The sequence below is a fragment of the Brevibacillus sp. Leaf182 genome (assembly GCF_001423865.2).
Classification (GTDB): domain Bacteria; phylum Bacillota; class Bacilli; order Brevibacillales; family Brevibacillaceae; genus Brevibacillus; species Brevibacillus brevis_C.
In genome coordinates this window covers 498,272-513,809 of the sequence record NZ_LMPN02000015.1, presented here as the reverse complement: position 1 = coordinate 513,809, position 15,538 = coordinate 498,272, and the positions used below count along the sequence as shown (strand labels likewise).

Genomic DNA, 15,538 nt, shown 5'->3' with positions numbered 1-15,538 from the left:
AAGTAAGGCCACAGATGTTTTTTCTGTGGCCTTTGGTCTTTATTCTTTTGCTTCTATGTCGACTAACAGCTTCGTTGGATCAACAGGTATACCATTTTCGAGAATCTGAAAAGCAAGATGCGGTCCCGTACTGCGTCCCGTACTTCCCAACAGACCAATGAGCTGGCCTTGGGTCACAGCAACTCCAGCGGTGACCTCCAGTTTTTCCAAATGAGAGTAAACGGTTTGATACCCGCCTTCATGCTCCAGAATGATCTGGTTGCCTTTCCCTGTCTTTGTATCGTATTCAGCCTTGACTACCTTGCCAGCCGCGGCTGCCTGAACGGGCGTATTCAGGTCGTTTACGATTCTCAAGCCGATTGTTTGATCAATGGGGCTTTTGATTGTACCTTCTGCGGGGACGGCGAAGATAACCTCGTTCCCTAGTGCTTTTTTTGCATCAGTCAAAGTGAAGACGCCTAAAGCCAAGACGACCACAATACCAGATAGGGTCCACGTATAAGCCCGTTTTTGAAAGTGGCGAATCATTTCTATTCTCCTTTTCACCTGTTTTTTGGAGCTGGAGAACCCGGCTGTAAAGCGAATCTGTTTGGGACAGGCATACAGCTCGAGCATTTTGATCATGGTGTATCCATAGCGGGGAACCTCTGTTTCCTGCAAATAAGTCAAAGCCAAGGCATCACAAGCCATTTCCTGATCCTGACGCATGCGGGAAGCAGCGTACCATAACAGCGGGTTGAACCAGTTGAGGATCAGCAGCACGCTCATGATGCTGTTTACAGGAATATCTCGTCTTTTCCAATGCGCCAGCTCATGCAAAAAGATGTGGCGCAGCTCATGCTCGTTGAGCTTGTCCAAAAGATTTGCGGGCAGCCAGATTTGCGGTCTCCAGATTCCCATCAAAGCAGGGCTTGTCATCTGGTGACTCATGCGCAGGGGAATAGATTTGGAGATGCCCATCTGTTTTTGGCATTGGGAAAAGACGCGCAAAATGGCTTCATCCTGTACGAACTCATCGTTTTTTAGCGGAGAGAGCAATCGGTATGTACTGATAGTCATGGTGCCAGCGAAAATGGCGACACCGCCAATCCAGATGAGAGAAAGCAGGCTGATCCAGGAAAAGCTCGCTTTGTTTACTAAAGAGGCATCTGATTGGAAGGCAGATTCATGCCGATTTAGTGCCTCTGTAGCGAGAACAATCGGTTCTGTAGGCGGGTGTGCTTCCTGCATGGATGTCCAGGAAGAAGTAGGCAGCCAGTTATACAAGCTGATCGTGCTGTCTATCGACCAAGGAACCGCGAGCTTCCAGAGAAGCAGGAACCACACGGCGTGGTGCCAGCGGATGGGGAAATGCTTTTTGCCGAGCTGCTGGCAGAGCAAGATCAGGAGCACAAGAAGACTGGCCTCGATGGAGTTATACAGTGTCCACGTAAATGCTTGATTGAGGGTGAGTGTGAGCCATTGCCAATCCACCAGCTTATTTCTCCTTTTCAGAAAGGATTTTTTTCAGCTCGTCAATCTCATGGGACGAGAGCTTTTCCTCTTTTAAAAAGTGAACCAGCATGGGCTTTAAGGCTCCGCCGTACACGCGCTGCAAAAAGGATTGGCGCTCTTGGCGTTTGCATTCTTCCTCAGTGAGCACAGGAGAGTAATAGTAGACTCGATTGACCTGCTCATAAGTGAGAATGCCCTTTTGCAACAGGCGGCTGAGCAAGGTTTTGATTGTGTTGTCTTTCCACGTCTTGTTGTCTCGCAGGGCGTGGATGACATCGGCTGCTGTAGCGGGTGACTTAGCCCAGATGACCTTCATAATCTCCCATTCGGCATCCGAGATTCGCGGTTGCTCGTCCAAGTAGGACACCTCCATCGATTACAATTGTAGTCGTTGATTCTGTTTTAAAGATTACACTTGTAGTCAGAGGGTGTCAACAATCATTTTTGTAAATCCGTTCCATGTGACCATCGTTGGAAGATGAAGAGCGAATTGGTACACTGAAGAAAAAACGGATAAAGGCTGTGATAAACATGAATCTGGCCGAGCAGTTTGGCGATATGGATATTTACTTGTTTGATCAGTTGTTAAAGGGAAGGGTTACGAAGGAAATGCAGATACTCGATGCCGGTTGCGGTTCGGGGCGGAATTTGGTCTACTTTTTGCGAAATGACTATTCGGTGTATGCGATTGACCAATCGGCAAAAGCCATCGAGGCTGTACAGCGAATGGCATCACAACTGGCGCCGAGCTGGTCAGCGGAGCGCGCTCGTGTGGAACCGATTGAGAGCATGAGCTTTGAAAACGAAAGCTTTGATATCATCATCAGTAATGCCGTTCTACATTTTGCTGAAAACGAAGAGCATTTTCGCCAGATGCTGGAGGAGCTGTGGCGGGTACTGAAACCAGAAGGCATTCTATTCATGCGTCTTGCGTCCTCGATTGGGATTGAGGATGCTGTGCAGCCACTAGGGAACGAACGTTATTTGTTGCCGGACGGAAGCACCCGTTTTCTCGTAAATGAACGGACGATGGTGGGCATGACAGAAAAACTGCAAGGCGTGTTCCTGGAGCCAATCAAAACGGTGAACGTAGCTGGACAGCGTTGCATGAGTACGTGGGTAATCAAAAAGAATGCCTAAGCACAAAAGCCGCCTTCCTGTAGGAGAGGCGGCGTCTTTTTTCTCACTCAAAAATCACGTGTCTGATCAAAAATAGCAAAAAGCTCGTCTACATCTACTTCCACACCCGCTGTAGCCAAATTCCTTTTTGCCGAGTGAAGCAGCTCATCGAGTACAACGAAAATTTCTTCCCGCTCAACCGTTTCGATAAAGCCAGTCCGGCGATCCATTTTGTTGAAAGTCTCTGTGTACTCCTTGACCAATGCACGCAAAGCGGTTTTTATTTCTTCCGCATTCGTCGTGTCTTCGCTGCTTTGCTTTTCAAGCGCGCTGATCGCGGTGTTCATTTTTTTATAAAGATTGGCAGCCTTGTTGGCGTTGGTTGTTGTGATGTGCTCCCTGCCATCCCAATCGCGAAACGGATTGGTCAAATTATGCGCCAGCCATTCGGGCTTGCGCGGCTTGGTGATGGACAAATCCAGCCCATTTTTCACTTCTTTTTTGTAGGCGGCTTTAATGGTCTTGGCCGCTTCTGCCGGGAGGCTCGTCATCCAGAGCGAGGAGAGCTTGGGACATTGATCTGGCGAAGGGAACTCGTCCCCGGAGAAGCCAAACAGATCGTAGGTCGTAAACGTCAGTAGCTCCTTCAAGTGCTTGATACTGCCCAGATTGCTGAGGGTGCCAGGTTTGCCCCACAGACGGATGTCCCGGAGCGAGGGATACCGCTGGACGAGTGGCTGCAAGTCCAACTCTGTCACATTACGCAGACGAAATGCTCCTAAATGGTCGAGTCCACGGTGAAGCGGCAGTGAATCTGAGAACGAAGCGGTCAGCCAATGCCCATCCTGTTCGGCTTCTATCCACAGGGTTGATGAAATGGCCTTGTCCAGAATAAGTTCCCTAAGACAATCGTTCAAATGCAATGACTCCAGCCCGTCCGCGTTTTGGAGAGAGAATTTACTGAGTTGGCTTCCTGTCAGATCAAGAGAAGAGCCATTGGCTTTTTCCAGGTGCAGCTCCAGAATAAATGGATTGCTTTGGACAAAGGCAAGCAAAGAATCGGTCGGCTCCTCTGCATGGATGCGAGTCAGGCAAGGGAGCTTTTCCAATTCAGAGATGTCCGTCAGATTTTGCAGGATGTCGGCATGAAGGACGTTGATTGATCGGCGCAGGTTCACCCCGCCTAACGAAATCACCGTGTCATCTTTTGCGGCTTGCTTAAATAGCTGGCGACGCTCCTGGGGAATTTGATTCCATTTGTATTGACGGTACAGGCTTCCTCCGACATCCCAACTGCCGTAACTCCTTGTCTCTTCTGTCACGAGAGGGGGTATATTCCCTGCTTTTATGTAGCCTTTAGGCACGACACTATCGACATAGCTGTGCTCGAGCACATTGTTACAGAAGAAGTAGTCACAATATAAGGGCTTCATCTGGTGCAGCTCTGATTCATCAGGCAGTGTAGCGCTGCTCCAGTCCAGCTCGAGGATACTGATGAGGTTGGATTTACTCGTGCCAGACTCTTTTACCGATGTAACCTGGCAAGCTGCGTACTTTTGCAGCCTCTCGACAAAAACACAGTAGATGTCTCCGACTGTGGGCGTCATTCCTACCATCCTTTCCATCTCGCAAGGCTTGTTAATATCGCTATTTTTACATATTTTTCATAGGTTGTCGTTGATCTTGCTGTTTTCTATAATGAAAAAATAAACACAGATCGGATACAACGGCGTGTGAGAGGCGGCGAAGAAATGAAGAGAGAAGAGAGCACGGAGAAGTGGATGAGCCGCGTATTGGAAGCGATTGTTGAAACGTCTCGCGATCATTTGCTAATCACGGACCATGAGGGCTACATCAGGCTGGTTGGCGATTCGTCCTATGAAATATACGGCATTGGAAAGCAAGAGCTCTTGGGTAAAAACGTCATCGAGCTGGAAAAAAGGAAGGTCTTTTCTCCATCTGTCACGCGAAAAGTCATGGATGCCAAGACACCGCAGACGATCATGCAGGAAATACCCGGCGGTCGAAAGCTGATGGTGACGGCGTTTCCCGTCTGGAACGAGGATGGCAGTATGCATTCGATCATCAGCTATTCCCATGACCTGACTGAAATTATGGAATTGAAACGGCGCTACGAAGGTCTGACAGAGCAGCTCAAGCAGTTTGAAACCGAGATTGAGGAGCTGCGTGAAAAGCATCAGGAGGGCTTCGTGGCAGTGAGTCAGCCGATGCAAGCCATTGAGCGTCTCATCAAAAAAGTCGCGGCTGTCGATTCGACTGTCCTGATCCTCGGGGAATCGGGTGTCGGGAAAAATGTGATCGCAAAAGAAATTCATCGCAATAGCCGTCGAGCGGGTGGGCAATTCGTGGAGATCAACTGTGGCTCGATCCCGGAGGGCTTGCTGGAATCGGAGCTGTTTGGCTATGAGGCTGGTTCGTTTACAGGCGCCGCCAAGCAGGGCAAGCAAGGGATTATCGAGATGGCGAACCAGGGGACTCTCCTCTTGGACGAGCTGGGGGAACTACCGCTGACCTTGCAGGCCAAGCTGTTGAAGGTGATTCAAGAAAAACGGTTGCAACGCGTTGGGAGCACACAGTACCGCGACGTGGATTTTCGTTTGATTGCCGCCACCAATCGCGATTTGGAGAAGATGGTGAAGGAAGGGAAGTTTCGGCAGGACCTGTATTTTCGCCTGAATGTTGTCCCGATCCACGTCCCGCCGTTGCGAAATCGGCCAGAGGATATCGCCGCTCTTCTGAAGCGCGTCGTGCGCTCGCTCAATGAACGATACGGAATGGACAAGCGTCTGGACCCTGCTGCAACACATGGCTTGATGCATTATGAGTGGCCCGGCAATGTGCGCGAGCTGGAGAACGTCTTGGAGAGAATGGTGGTCACAGCGGATGAAGAGGTGATCACTTCTCAGCATCTGCCCGCGGAAATCAGGTTGGCAGGGGAAGAGCAGGCAGCGATGGAGCCGAGTCTGGCTACTTCCAAGATGTCGCTTCGCGAAGCACTGGAGCAGGTAGAGGAAAAATGGCTGCGCTATGCATCCGAGCACTGCCGGACCACGGGAGAAATCGCGGAGTTTCTCGGCATCAGCCAGCCTTCTGTCGTACGGAAGCTGCAAAAATATCGGATTCGTTCCAGGTAATTCAAAAATGAATTGTTAATTCAAAAATGAATCGAGCATTCTGGTGTTTTGATTCATTTTTAAATAATTCGATGTGACCGTAGCACCAGAAACGCGATTTCATCAAGCTCTGGCGTTTGGCATAGGTATTGCTACATATCGTGGTTGAATTTACAAGCAAGCCATTCAACTAATACCATCTCGAACGAGGAGAGGAAACGATATGTCCAAACAACGTCAATTTGTAAACGTAGCTGCTGGTGTGCCAGGTCCAAAGGGAGCGGCCCTGATTGAAAAAAGAAAGCAGTTCGTTCCAAAAGGTGTCGGCAACAACACCCCTGTTTTTGTAGAGTCAGCTTCAGGTGCATTGGTTACGGATGTAGATGGCAATACGTACATCGATTTTGCCGGAGCAATCGGTACACTGAATGCAGGACACTGTCCGCCGGAAGTAGTCGAGGCATTAAAAGCGCAGTTGGACAAATACATCCATCCTTGCTTCCACGTAGGAATGTATGAGCCCTATGTGGCCTTGGCTGAGAAGCTGACGCAAATCACGCCAGGCAGCTTTGAAAAGAAGACGATGCTCGCAAACAGTGGAGCAGAAGCAGTCGAGAACGCGGTGAAAATCGCCCGCAAATACACAGGACGCCCAGGCATCATTTCCTTTAGCCGCGGCTTCCACGGTCGTACGCTTCTGGGCATGTCACTGACTTCCAAGGTGAAGCCGTACAAATTCCAGATGGGTCCATTCGCTCCAGCTACGTATAAAGCGCAGTTCCCGTATCCACTGAACAAACCAGAATCCATGACAGATGATGAGTACGCGCAATTCTGCGTGCGTCAGTTCGAGGACTTCCTCTTGACTGAGGTTGCACCGGAAGAAGTGGCTGCTGTAATTATGGAACCGATTCAGGGAGAAGGCGGCTTTATCGTTCCGCCTGTGTCCTTCGTTCAAGGTGTCTATAACATTTGTAAAAAGCATCAAATCCTATTTATTTCCGATGAGATTCAAACAGGCTTCGGTCGTACTGGTGCCATGTTTGCTTCTACCCATTTCGGTATCGAGCCAGATCTCATCACCATGTCCAAATCCATCGCGGCAGGCTTACCCATCTCTGCGGTTACGGGACGCGCAGAAATCATGGACGCGCCAAACCCAGGTGAGATTGGCGGTACCTATGGAGGAAGCCCGCTTGGCTGCGTAGCGGCTTTGGCAGTCATTGAAAAAATGGAGCGCGAAGACCTGTCTGGTCGTGCACAGGTGATCGGGGACAAGATCAAGGCACATTTCCACGCGTTGCAAAAAGATTTCCCTGTGATCGCAGAAGTGCGCGGGTTGGGGGCGATGTGCGCTGTCGAATTTATCGATCCAACAACCAAACAACCAGCAAAAGAGCTCGTTGCTGGCTTGACCAAAGGCTGCTACGAGTCTGGTGTCATCGTGCTTTCTGCTGGCGTCCACAGCAACGTACTGCGCTTCCTGTCTCCACTGGTTATTACAGACGAGCAATTGGAAGAGGCACTGGACATTATGACAGATGTTCTGAAAAGCCAATACGTGACGAACTAAAACGCCCGAGGGGGTTCTCCATACTCATGAAAAAGCATCTCTACATCAACGGACAATGGAAAGAAGCAAAAGAATACGCGTCACTCTATTCCCCTTATTCTGGGGAGCTGCTGGCTGAAATCGCTCAGGCAGACGATCATGATGTTGACGAGGCAATCAAGGCGGCAAAAGCTGCTGCCAAAGTCATGGCGAAAATGCCAGCCAGTCAGCGCGCCTTGATACTGGAAAAGGCCGCTGCGATTATGGAAGCACGCAAGGAGGAACTGGCGGTCATCCTCGCACAGGAAGCCGCCAAGCCACTTCGCACGGGTCGTGTAGAAATCGCTCGGACGATCCAGACTTACAAGTTCGCAGCAGAAGAAGCGAAGCGCATCCACGGAGAGACGGTTCCACTCGATGCAGCACCGGGTGGTGAAGGACGTCTTGCTTTCACGGTACGCAAGCCAATCGGCGTAGTCGGCGCGATCACGCCTTTTAACTTTCCATTTAATCTCGTAGCACACAAGGTCGGGCCTGCTATTGCCGCAGGAAATACCGTCGTGCTGAAGCCAGCGAGTCAGACGCCGCTTAGCTCGCTGATCCTGGCCGATATTTTCGCAGAGGCAGGCTTGCCAGCAGGAGCGCTCAATATTTTGCCTGGAAAAGGCGCAGTCGTAGGCGAAAAGCTGGTCAGTGACAGCCGTATTGCCGCGATCACCTTTACGGGAAGCCCTGCGGTTGGAATCGCGATGAAAAACAAAGCGGGACTCAAGCGCGTGACCTTGGAGCTTGGCTCCAACTCCGCAGTCATCATCGACCACAACGTGGAAATCACGCAAGCGTTGATTGATCGTTGTGTGACAGGTGCCTTCTCCTTTAGTGGTCAAGTGTGTATCTCACTGCAACGCGTCTATATTCACCAGAGCAAGTACGAAGAGTTCCTGGAGAAGTTTAAGGCAGGCACTGAAAAGCTCGTGCTGGGCGATCCGCTGAACGAAGAGACAGACATGTCTTCTGTAATCTCCGCCAAGGATCATGAACGCATGGGAGCATGGGTACAGGAAGCAGTAGAAGCAGGGGCACATGTAGTTACTGGCGGGAAGGCTGTCAGCGACAACCTCTTTGCTCCTACGATTCTGACGAATGTGGGCGCACACGTTGCTGTTTCTTGCCAAGAGGTATTCGGTCCAATCGTAGTTGTTACACCGTTTGAGACGATGGACGAAGCAATTGAGGCGGTAAATGACTCCCGATTCGGCTTGCAGGCAGGCATCTATACGAGTGACATTCACGCGGCTATGCGTGCAGCGGAAGAGCTGGAGGTCGGAGGCGTGATGATCAACGACATTCCGACGTTCCGCGTGGACAACATGCCGTATGGCGGTGTAAAAGACAGTGGCTTTGGCCGCGAAGGTATCAAGTATGCCGTCGAGGAATTAACGGAACTAAAATTAATCGCGATCAAACTGTAACAGCGAATGACGGGCCCGATGAGGCTCGTCTTTTTTTATGTTCTCCATAAATTGTCATATTTGAAACCGCTTCATAAAGTTGTTTGGTATAGGTGGTTATGTTAGTCTAGCGTGTGGAGGTAGACTATGTTCATTTTTGCGGATGAGTGTTTGATTACACTTTACTTGTTACGCAGATGAAATAGTCGTTTTTTTATGCGTAAAGGGCATTTCTTACATGAAAAGGGGACAATCATGATTAGTCATAAAAAAGGGGCCAGTGGGTTCCAATTATTTCACTGGATCTCCCTGGTAGCGATCGTGGCATTGTTGGCAGGCTGTTCACCGTTTCAGGGGAAAGAAAACGGTGCAGATAACGATCCAGCGCCAGCCAAACCTGAAAAAATCGAGCGTTACCAAGGGGAAAAGAGCAAGGCAGTGTCTATGGTCTACACGACGCAAAGACAGCTTGCTCTTACTTTTAATGGGATGGCAGATAAGGACACGATGAAAAGACTGCTCGATGAGTTGGACAAGTACCACATCAAGGCAGCTTTTTTCATGCCAGGAATGAGAGTAGCGGAAGAGCCTGACATTGCGCGAGAAATTGTCGCCAGAGGCCACGAGATCGAAAACAATACGTTGAACAAGTCGGATTTGCAGGGCCAACCTTACGAGAAAATGTACGAAGATATCAAATTGGCTAATGAGATCATCAAAAGAGAGACCGACAAAACACCGCAGTATATCAGAACGAAGTTGGGCGATTACTCCGACGATCTTCGATTGGTAGCTGCTCACAATGGACAAGAAGCGGTCGTGTCCTCCAGTCTGTTTCTGCACAATTGGCAAAAAGAGACGGAAGAGCAAAAAAATCATTACTTAAGAAAGTACATGAATCGCGGCGGCATCATCGCGATGGACACAGAGGAGAACAAGTCTGTAATCGAAAACATCCGTCTTCTCGCAGAAGCAGCTACGGATGTCGGATACAGATTCGTCCCATTACACGAGTTGATTGCACAAGGCCAGGAGCGTAAGCCGCTGCAAGAAATTCCGGGTTTTGATGCAGCAAAAATCAATGCGGCGTATCACGAGTCCAAGCCCAATCTCATCTATCGAAAAGAAACAGACAAGAAGATGGTCGCCTTGTCCTTCGATGATTGGGGTACGGATCAAACAGTTACGAAGATTCTCGATATCTTGGACAAAAAAGGAGTAAAGGCTTCGTTTTTCCTTCGTGCAGATGGTGTAGAGCGAAATCCAAACTTGGCGAGAGCGATTGCGGAAGCGGGACACGACGTAGCCAACCACACCTATTCTCATCCGGTGAATACCAAAATAGCGCCGGAAGCATTGCAAAAAGAGATTGTCAAAGCCCATCAGATTATTACCGAAGCGATTCAGCAGAAGCCGACGATGTATTTCAGACCGCCAACTGGGGCGTTTGACGAACAGACACTCAAGGCGATTGCAGCGACGGGCTACGAGGATATTACGATTTATGATGTGACGCCGTCCGATTACGACAAGAAACGGAGTGCGGACGATATCGTCAAAACCATTATGGAGCAGACGCGGAGCGGAAGCGTGATTCTGCTGCATATGCTCGATGACATTCACACAATAGAGGCGCTACCAATCGTAATTGATCAGCTTAGAAGCAAGGGATACACGCTTGTACCCATGACAGCGATGTTTGGCCAATAAAGCCAAAATAGAACAGGGAGAGGGAGCCAGCTTATGAGTTTGTACGAAGGGATTGTGGAGAGGAAAGAAAAAATTGCTGTCGTCGGTCTTGGGTACGTAGGCTTGCCGATTGCGATGGCACTATCCCAGCGTGCTGCTGTGATTGGATTCGATGTAAACAAAGAGAAGGTAGCAGCCTATCAAAAGGGACACTTTCATGATGCTGACGTGGATCAGGAGCTGACGAGTGACACCGCTATTGAATTCACTTCAGATGAAAATAGATTGCAGGAAGCGCGATTTTTTATCGTGGCAGTACCTACTCCGGTCAAAAGCGGCAATGTCCCCGACCTGAAATATGTAGAAAGTGCATCCCGCATGGTTGGCAGACAGTTGAGAAAAGGGTCAATCGTTGTCTTTGAATCAACCGTTTATCCAGGGGCAACCGAAGACGTCTGCTTGCCAATCATCGAGGCGGAGTCGGGCCTGCGTTGTGGCCTAGACTTCAAGGTCGGCTATTCACCTGAACGCATCAACCCGGGAGACAAGGTAAATCGTCTGGAAAACATCGTCAAGATCGTATCGGGGATGGATGAAGAAACACTGGGAATCGTAGCAAGCGTCTACGAGCTCGTGATCAAGGCAGGCGTTTATCGAGCAGAAAGCATCAAGGTAGCGGAAGCGGCGAAAGTCATTGAAAATGCTCAGCGGGATGTCAATATTGCGTTTATGAATGAGCTGGCCATGCTGTTCAACCAGATGGATATTCCGACGAAAGCAGTATTGCAAGCGGCAGGAACCAAGTGGAACTTCCTTCCTTTTTCACCGGGCTTGGTTGGCGGGCATTGCATCGGTATCGACCCTTACTATTTAACATACAAAGCAGAAGACAGCGGCTATCGCTCCCGCATCATTTTGGCGGCCAGACACATTAACGATGGCATGGGGAAATATGTGGCCCAACAAATTATCAAAATGGCTGTTCGTTCAAAGCTCGACCTCAAGGATGTACGGATTGGCATACTCGGACTGTCCTACAAAGAGAATTGCGCGGATATCAGAAATACCAAGGTGACGGATATCATTGAGGAGCTGAGGGAGTACGGGATCAATCCACTAGTCGTAGACCCGATGGTAAATCCTCGGGAGGCATATGAGGAATACGGCATCGAGTTGTCAGAAACGAAGGCTCTCCATGACTTGGACATTGTGGTTGTAGCGGTACCGCATGCTCGCTTTGCCCAGATGGAAGTCGCTGATTTTGCCGCGATGTACGGCAAGAACGAAGCAAAAATCATGATCGATATAAAAGAGATTTATTCCAAAGCTGACTTTGAAAACAGTGGATTTCATTACTGGAGCTTGTAGGCAGTGGAGGGGAGAGAGCGACAGGGATGAAACAGTTGATAGAGAAAATAAAGCCGAAAAAGAAAGAGAAAATCGAAGAAGTGCTGACGGTTTCCAAAACGGAGAGGCGCGTGCTATCGAATGTGCCAGATCCGGAGAAAATTCGTGTCCAAGTGGACCGACGCGGTGCGAAAGATACGGATGAGCCAGGACAGTTGGAGGACCCGGAATATTTAAATCGCATTCGGATGCTGAGTCTGCGCTATATGGCGGATTTCCCGGTGACGCTATTGACCAAGAAACAACGGGTCCAGGATGGAATCAAGGCCAGAGCCGTCGACATTTCTTCGACGGGCCTATTAGTTGAACTAGATTCTGAGATGGAAGACATCCAGGTGGGACAAGTGTTTATGATCCAATGCACGATCCCACCAGGCACAATGCCAGAAGGCTATGAGTCAACGGTGAAGCTGGATGCAACGGTCGTTCGCCGGTTTACGCAGGAAGAGGACGGGCGTCAGAAGTTCATGCTCGCCTTCGAATTTTCCAAACCGCTGACCGAGTATTTTCGCAAAAAGCGCTGGGGTTACGCCATTTATATCGCTAGTTCTTCCCTGTTTGTCGCTGCGGCGTTTATCGTGCTCATGCGCGCGGAGAGCGTGATTTATTTCAAATACAACATGTACTTGTATTTGTACAGCTTGATTGCCGCTGCCTTTTTGCTGACACGGTATTTATTCGGTGCTCTTTATCGAGAGGTTCCCGTCAATCCTGACTATACACCGGGCGTGAGCATCATTATTCCGTGTTTTAACGAAGAGGAGTGGATTCACCGGACGATTTTGAGTTGTGTGAATCAGAACTACCCGATTGATAAGCTGGAGGTCATCGTGGTAGACGACCGCTCGACGGACCGATCAGCAGAAGAGATTCAAAAGGTCATCGATATGATTCATAACGAGGCCGAGCGCTATATGACCCGCGAACGTGTGAAGATGCACATTCTTCCGGAAAACGGGGGGAAACGGGTCGCTTTGGTAAAAGGTGTGGAAATGGCCAAGCACGATTTGGTAGTCTTCGTTGATTCGGACAGCTTTTTGGAACCGACTGCGATTCGCAACCTCGTACAGCCTTTCCAAGACCCGAAAATGGGTGGTGTCGCAGGGCGTACGGATGTGGAAAACAAGTTCACCAACGCGATCACCAAGCTGCAAACGGTTCGTTACTACATTGCTTTTCGTATCATGAAGGCGGCTGAGTCGTGGTTTGACAGTGTCACTTGCTTGTCTGGGCCGCTGTCTTGCTATCGCAAGGAATTGATTTTGCAGCATTCTGAAGCATGGCTGAATCAGAAGTTTCTCGGGCAACCCGCCACTTTTGGCGATGACCGAAGCATGACCAACTTTATACTGCGAACACATCGGACAGGTTATCAGGATTCTGCGATTTGCTCGACGATTGTGCCGTCAGACATGAACGTATTTTTGAAGCAGCAGATGCGCTGGAAGCGTTCGTGGTTGAGGGAATCTTTGCGTGCCAGCGGCTTTATTTGGCGCAAGGAGCCTTTTATGGCGATCTTCTTTTACATTGGTCTAATTGTTCCTATCGCTGCTCCCGTCATCGTACTGTACAACCTCGTATACGTTCCGCTCGTTCATCACATTTTCCCGGGTACGTTTTTAATAGGCTTGCTGTTGATGGCGCTCTTAATGAGCTTGGCCCATCTGTTTTTCCGTCGAAGCAAGCTGTGGGTTTTCGGGATTGTCTTTTGTGTGTTTTATGAGCTGGTGCTGTTATGGCAGATGCCAGTAGCTTGGGTGACATTCTGGAAATCTACTTGGGGTACGCGAGAAACGCCACAGGATGTCGAAGCGAGATTGAAAAAGGAAGCCCGAAAGAAGAACAAGAAGGGCTTTGGACTGCCATTTTAAGAGGGAAAGACAAAGGGAGTGAGGGTGTCAGGAGTTATGGGGAAAACGACGAGCGATGTCTTGGACTATCGGAAAAAAGATCGCAATAAATTCATCAAGACGCTGATCCAGGTCGCTATCCTAGTCGTCTTGGGCGTCATGTTATTCAATGCCGTCTTTGATTGGAAAAGGTACGAGGAACCGAATAAAGCGAGCTGGACGAATGAAAAAGGCTTTATCGCCATTTCTTATTTTGGTGTAGGTCGTTCGGGTACACCGAAATTAGTAGCCAAGAAGCAATTGGACGAGCAGCTTCAGGCGTTGTATGACCAGGGCTATCAAACGATCTCGCAACAAGATATCTTGGACTTTTACAAGAAGAATAAGCCACTTCCTGACAAGGCACTGTTCTTAGCCTTTGAAGATGGTCGCAACGATTCGAGCTTATTTGCCCAGCCGCTTTTGGAGAAGTACAACTTCAAAGCAACGGCATTGTCTTACGGCAACAAGATGGGAAACAGCGAGAACAAATTCCTGCAGCCGGAAGACTTGAAAAAAATGATGGAAAATGGCTTCTGGGAGCTCGGTTCCAACGGCTATCGGTTGACGTATATCAATGTGTTTGATGATCAGGGCAATTTCATCGGGGTAAAGGATGAGAGTGAATTAACGAATAAAACAAAGGTGGGCTACTATAACCACTACTTGATGGACTTTATCCGTGACAGCAATATGATCCCGATAGAAGACAGAAACAAGATGGAAGCGAGAATCAACGCAGACTACAAGCTGATGAATGATACGTATATGGATCAATTGGGCTTTGTCCCGGGTGCCTATATGATTATGCACGCGAACACCCTGTATGGCGGAATGAATCGCTTGGTAGCAGATGCGAACGACGCGAATATCAAAAAGTATTTTACGATGCACTTTAACCGGGAAGGAAAAGCCTACAACGACAGGGAGGGTGATCTGTACAACCTGACTCGCGTGCAGCCAGAGCCTTACTGGTACACGAATCATTTGTTGATGCGCATCCAAAAAGACACCGACGAAAAGATTCGCTTCGTTCGCGGCGATGAAGAGCAGGCCAACGAGTGGGATCGTCTCGGTGGGGCCGCGCAATTTATGGAGGATCAGATCGTCCTGACCTCTCCAGCTACTGGCTCTGGCATGTTATATTTAAAAAACAGCGACAGCCAGGAAGATATCAAGTTTTCTGCCAAGCTGGAAGGGAATGTAATCGGCAAACAGTCGATTTATTTGCGCTATGATCAGGAAAAAGGTAGCTTTGTACGGGTCGTCCTGCATGATAATGAGCTGCGCGTCGAGCAGAAGAAGGAAAAAGGAGAGGTTCAGGAGCTTTTCAAGACGGAATTGAGCCAAGTGATTTGGAATCCTGAGGATTTGACCTTCGACCGTGCCTCTGTATATACGAGAGAGCAAGGCGAGTCTGGTGCTCCCGAGCTGGAAAAATACCCGATCAACATAAAAAATACGCGTCCATTCGAAATGACTGTTCAAGGTGACCATCTCAGTGTTTCCGTGGACAAGATACCGCGCTTGGATAAGCAACAGATCGACCCAAGCATTAGCAGCGGTGGTGTCGCATTGGAAGCGGCCTATAGTGAGGGGAACAAAAAGGACGACATTTATGACGGGGTGTTTGCGGATGTAAAGATAGAGTCCTTGGGGCAACCGAATGGTGACCAGCAGATGCTGTTCAGTAATGTGCAGACAGGGCTTGCAGGAGTCGTCAGTTCGATCAAGAAAGTTTTTTCTGCCACAATGGACTGGGTCATCGACACCTTTTAAATCCGAAACAAGGGGGATCCGTGT

The 15,538-nt window shown here is 49.2% G+C and carries 11 protein-coding genes; 8 read left to right on the top strand and 3 right to left on the bottom strand.

Features of this window, described 5'->3' with window-relative positions; translation table 11 throughout:
* Positions 1 to 39: 39 nt before the first annotated feature.
* Positions 40 to 1,473, bottom strand: coding sequence for a M23/M56 family metallopeptidase (locus tag ASG16_RS05240; protein ID WP_056489031.1), 1,434 nt, complete (start codon positions 1,471 to 1,473; stop codon positions 40 to 42).
* A 4-nt stretch (positions 1,474 to 1,477) separates the two neighbouring features.
* Positions 1,478 to 1,852: a BlaI/MecI/CopY family transcriptional regulator gene (locus tag ASG16_RS05235; RefSeq protein ID WP_056489033.1), complete on the bottom strand. Its 375-nt coding sequence runs from the start codon at positions 1,850 to 1,852 to the stop codon at positions 1,478 to 1,480.
* Between the two features lie 113 nt (positions 1,853 to 1,965).
* Here ASG16_RS05235 and ASG16_RS05230 point away from each other — a divergent pair, with 113 nt between their 5' ends.
* Positions 1,966 to 2,634, top strand: coding sequence for a class I SAM-dependent methyltransferase (locus tag ASG16_RS05230; RefSeq protein ID WP_082517201.1), 669 nt, complete (start codon positions 1,966 to 1,968; stop codon positions 2,632 to 2,634).
* Between the two features lie 47 nt (positions 2,635 to 2,681).
* Here ASG16_RS05230 and ASG16_RS05225 read toward each other — a convergent pair whose 3' ends face one another.
* Positions 2,682 to 4,220: a hypothetical protein gene (locus tag ASG16_RS05225; protein ID WP_056489035.1), complete on the bottom strand. Its 1,539-nt coding sequence runs from the start codon at positions 4,218 to 4,220 to the stop codon at positions 2,682 to 2,684.
* A gap of 144 nt (positions 4,221 to 4,364) precedes the next feature.
* Here ASG16_RS05225 and ASG16_RS05220 point away from each other — a divergent pair, with 144 nt between their 5' ends.
* The 7 genes from ASG16_RS05220 (at position 4,365) to ASG16_RS05190 (ending at position 15,514) form a co-directional block, all read left to right on the top strand.
* A complete protein-coding gene (locus ASG16_RS05220; protein ID WP_056489037.1) occupies positions 4,365 to 5,768 on the top strand; it encodes a sigma-54 interaction domain-containing protein in 1,404 nt (467 codons plus the stop codon).
* A 202-nt stretch (positions 5,769 to 5,970) separates the two neighbouring features.
* Entirely contained in the window at positions 5,971 to 7,320 is a 1,350-nt protein-coding gene (gene gabT / locus ASG16_RS05215) for a 4-aminobutyrate--2-oxoglutarate transaminase (protein WP_056489039.1), read from the top strand.
* A 26-nt stretch (positions 7,321 to 7,346) separates the two neighbouring features.
* Positions 7,347 to 8,771, top strand: a complete 1,425-nt coding sequence (locus tag ASG16_RS05210; RefSeq protein ID WP_056489041.1) for an aldehyde dehydrogenase family protein — start codon at positions 7,347 to 7,349, stop codon at positions 8,769 to 8,771.
* Positions 8,772 to 9,005: 234 nt separating this feature from the next.
* A complete protein-coding gene (locus ASG16_RS05205) occupies positions 9,006 to 10,460 on the top strand; it encodes a polysaccharide deacetylase family protein (protein ID WP_056489043.1) in 1,455 nt (484 codons plus the stop codon).
* A gap of 33 nt (positions 10,461 to 10,493) precedes the next feature.
* On the top strand, positions 10,494 to 11,807 hold the full coding sequence (locus tag ASG16_RS05200; protein ID WP_056489045.1) for a nucleotide sugar dehydrogenase: 1,314 nt from the start codon (positions 10,494 to 10,496) through the stop codon (positions 11,805 to 11,807).
* Positions 11,808 to 11,833: 26 nt separating this feature from the next.
* Positions 11,834 to 13,717, top strand: coding sequence for a glycosyltransferase family 2 protein (locus ASG16_RS05195; protein ID WP_056489048.1), 1,884 nt, complete (start codon positions 11,834 to 11,836; stop codon positions 13,715 to 13,717).
* Positions 13,718 to 13,753: 36 nt separating this feature from the next.
* Positions 13,754 to 15,514 (top strand): polysaccharide deacetylase family protein, encoded by a 1,761-nt coding sequence (locus tag ASG16_RS05190; RefSeq protein ID WP_056489049.1) that lies wholly within the window; start codon positions 13,754 to 13,756, stop codon positions 15,512 to 15,514.
* The last annotated feature ends 24 nt before the right edge of the window (positions 15,515 to 15,538 follow it).

Coding starts and splice junctions, on each gene's coding strand:
- ASG16_RS05195 (WP_056489048.1), top strand. CDS start 11,834: ATGAAACAGTTGATAGAGAAAATAAAGCCGAAAAAGAAAGAGAAAATC.
- ASG16_RS05190 (WP_056489049.1), top strand. CDS start 13,754: ATGGGGAAAACGACGAGCGATGTCTTGGACTATCGGAAAAAAGATCGC.
- ASG16_RS05220 (WP_056489037.1), top strand. CDS start 4,365: ATGAAGAGAGAAGAGAGCACGGAGAAGTGGATGAGCCGCGTATTGGAA.
- gabT (WP_056489039.1), top strand. CDS start 5,971: ATGTCCAAACAACGTCAATTTGTAAACGTAGCTGCTGGTGTGCCAGGT.
- ASG16_RS05225 (WP_056489035.1), bottom strand. CDS start 4,220: ATGACGCCCACAGTCGGAGACATCTACTGTGTTTTTGTCGAGAGGCTG.
- ASG16_RS05210 (WP_056489041.1), top strand. CDS start 7,347: ATGAAAAAGCATCTCTACATCAACGGACAATGGAAAGAAGCAAAAGAA.
- ASG16_RS05205 (WP_056489043.1), top strand. CDS start 9,006: ATGATTAGTCATAAAAAAGGGGCCAGTGGGTTCCAATTATTTCACTGG.
- ASG16_RS05200 (WP_056489045.1), top strand. CDS start 10,494: ATGAGTTTGTACGAAGGGATTGTGGAGAGGAAAGAAAAAATTGCTGTC.